Genomic DNA, 1,968 nt, shown 5'->3' with positions numbered 1-1,968 from the left:
GCCAGAAACTTCCCGCCCTCTCGTAAGAGGGCGCAGGGAAGACCGGGTGCGCGCTGCACCCGCGGTCTCGCGTGCGGTCTGCACAAAACAAAGTGCACACGAGCATACAGGTCCAGCGGAGAACACCCGGCCTTCCCTGCGCAATGGCTTTACGGCTTATATCGTGCTCTCCCTGGTGAACGGGCTTTCTTGCCACCATCGCTCCTGATCAGCGTTTGGCTTCTCAGGAACTTGACGCCAGCAACGGGGCGCCGGGACCACACGACTTCGCCGTACGCTTCAGTGCCGTTCGTCGCCAGCACATCAGCGTCCACCGCGACCCGCCCAACGTCCGTGACGACGGCCGACGCCCTCTGAGTGGGACGGGATGGACAAAGATATGCATCTGATTTGCCCTTCTGGAAAAGCGAAATATTTTTGATTTCGGGGCTTGACACGAATTCTGTAAATCAGAATTGATTTGCCCGTCGGGTTGATTTGTCGCACCTGGGGCGGCAGAATAGCGCTTGCTCGCGAAGCGACGCAGCAACGTCGGTCGGGCGGACCTCAAAATACACACTAAAGAGGATCGACTACAGTCTGCGAATGGTGCGGCGCGTGTCCGATGATTCCCGCTGAGCGGACGTCGACCGGCATGCCGGAAGCGACGCGAATGAGTCAACTCAGACATGTGACCAAACCAGCGATTGCCACTAACCGGGGCCAATTTTACCCGTTACGATGTCGCCCGTTGAACCGGCGAGCGGGAGTCGTATTGCCTCTCGCTTCATCGACGGAGGCATCGATGACCAACCTTTATTTTGAAGAACTGCAAATCGGAATCCGCAGCGCGGCGGGCCCCTATTCGCTCTCCAAGGAAGAGATTATCCGTTTCGCCAAACAATACGATCCGATACCCCGCCACATCGACGAGGAACTCGCGGCACAATCGGTCTTTGGCGGATTGACGGCATCGGGGTCGCATACGTTTGCGATCTACATCCTGCTCTCGGGTCAGCTTCAACCGCACTTCCAGGTCCTGATGGGATTGGGTTGGGATGAGCTGAAGCTGACGAACCCGGTACGTCCGGGTGACGCGCTCGATCTCGAAATGACGGTTCTGGAGCTGCGCCCCTCGAAATCGAAACCTGACTGGGGAATAGTCCGCAACAAAAACCTGCTGCGCAATCAAAAGCACGAGACGGTGCTGGAATGCATTTCCACCATTTTCGTTGCGCGGAGGCCGGACGCGAATGTGTCTCCTCGGTAATGTCCGTCTTGGCACTTCTGAGACATGCCTTCGCAGGACCACGATGTCCGTTCTTTAGGGTGGACCGGAAGTGATCGGCGGGCGGTCAAAACCGACGCGAATGACCCAATACGGGCATCTATCGGCCAATGAGACGTCCGAGCATGCTATAACCGTATAGCTTGAGGCTTAATCCGCATGTTCTAGAAACACGCCTATGGGAGCGAACAATGCCTGCTTACATGATTGCCCTGAACAGACGCGTGCATGATCGACAAAAACTCGAGGCGTATTGGAAGGCTGCCCGCCCGACTTTTGAGGGACGGGGCGCCAAGTTCCTTTCTGTTTATACACCGCTCGCGCCACTAGAGTTGATGGGGTCGCTCGAAGGTGTCGTCCTGATTGAATTTCCCGATGTGGCGGCAGCCAAGGCTTGGTACGAAAGTCCGGCTTATCAAGAGGCAATTCAACTCAGGGACGGTGCGGCGGATGCTGAGTTGTTCATTATTGATGGCGGTTTTGTCCCGCTTGAAGATCGTCTGCCGCACATCAATAACCGGCAGGCTTAGTCCATTCCGCATCTGGCACCTTTGAGACATGCCGACGACGGCAACGATGTCTGTTTATAGGGGTGGAGCGGAAGTGGTCGGCGGCCGGCCAAAACGACGCGATTGACCCTGGCTGTGTGAAAACGCCGCTGCTTTGCTATGATTCTCTCGTGATTCTGCGGGGGAAGCTGA

General features: G+C 56.7%; 2 protein-coding genes. Both read left to right on the top strand.

What is annotated here, in order from left to right:
- Positions 1–604: 604 nt before the first annotated feature.
- The gene (locus JQ567_RS37890) at positions 605–1,249 is read left to right on the top strand and encodes a MaoC/PaaZ C-terminal domain-containing protein (RefSeq protein WP_249165998.1); all 645 of its coding nucleotides are present in this window, start codon (positions 605–607) and stop codon (positions 1,247–1,249) included.
- A 209-nt stretch (positions 1,250–1,458) separates the two neighbouring features.
- Complete coding sequence (locus JQ567_RS37885; protein ID WP_212443530.1) at positions 1,459–1,797, top strand: DUF1330 domain-containing protein; 339 nt, start codon at positions 1,459–1,461, stop codon at positions 1,795–1,797.
- Positions 1,798–1,968 lie beyond the last annotated feature (171 nt).

The organism is Bradyrhizobium sp. AUGA SZCCT0431 (genome assembly GCF_018131065.1).
GTDB lineage: Bacteria > Pseudomonadota > Alphaproteobacteria > Rhizobiales > Xanthobacteraceae > Bradyrhizobium.
The sequence above is the reverse complement of the archived record's forward strand: the minus strand, read 5'-3'. Positions and strand labels throughout refer to the sequence as shown.

Bases quoted from the DNA above. Each gene is read 5' to 3' on its own strand.
- JQ567_RS37890 (WP_249165998.1), top strand. From the start codon at position 605: ATGATTCCCGCTGAGCGGACGTCGACCGGCATGCCGGAAGCGACGCGA.
- JQ567_RS37885 (WP_212443530.1), top strand. From the start codon at position 1,459: ATGCCTGCTTACATGATTGCCCTGAACAGACGCGTGCATGATCGACAA.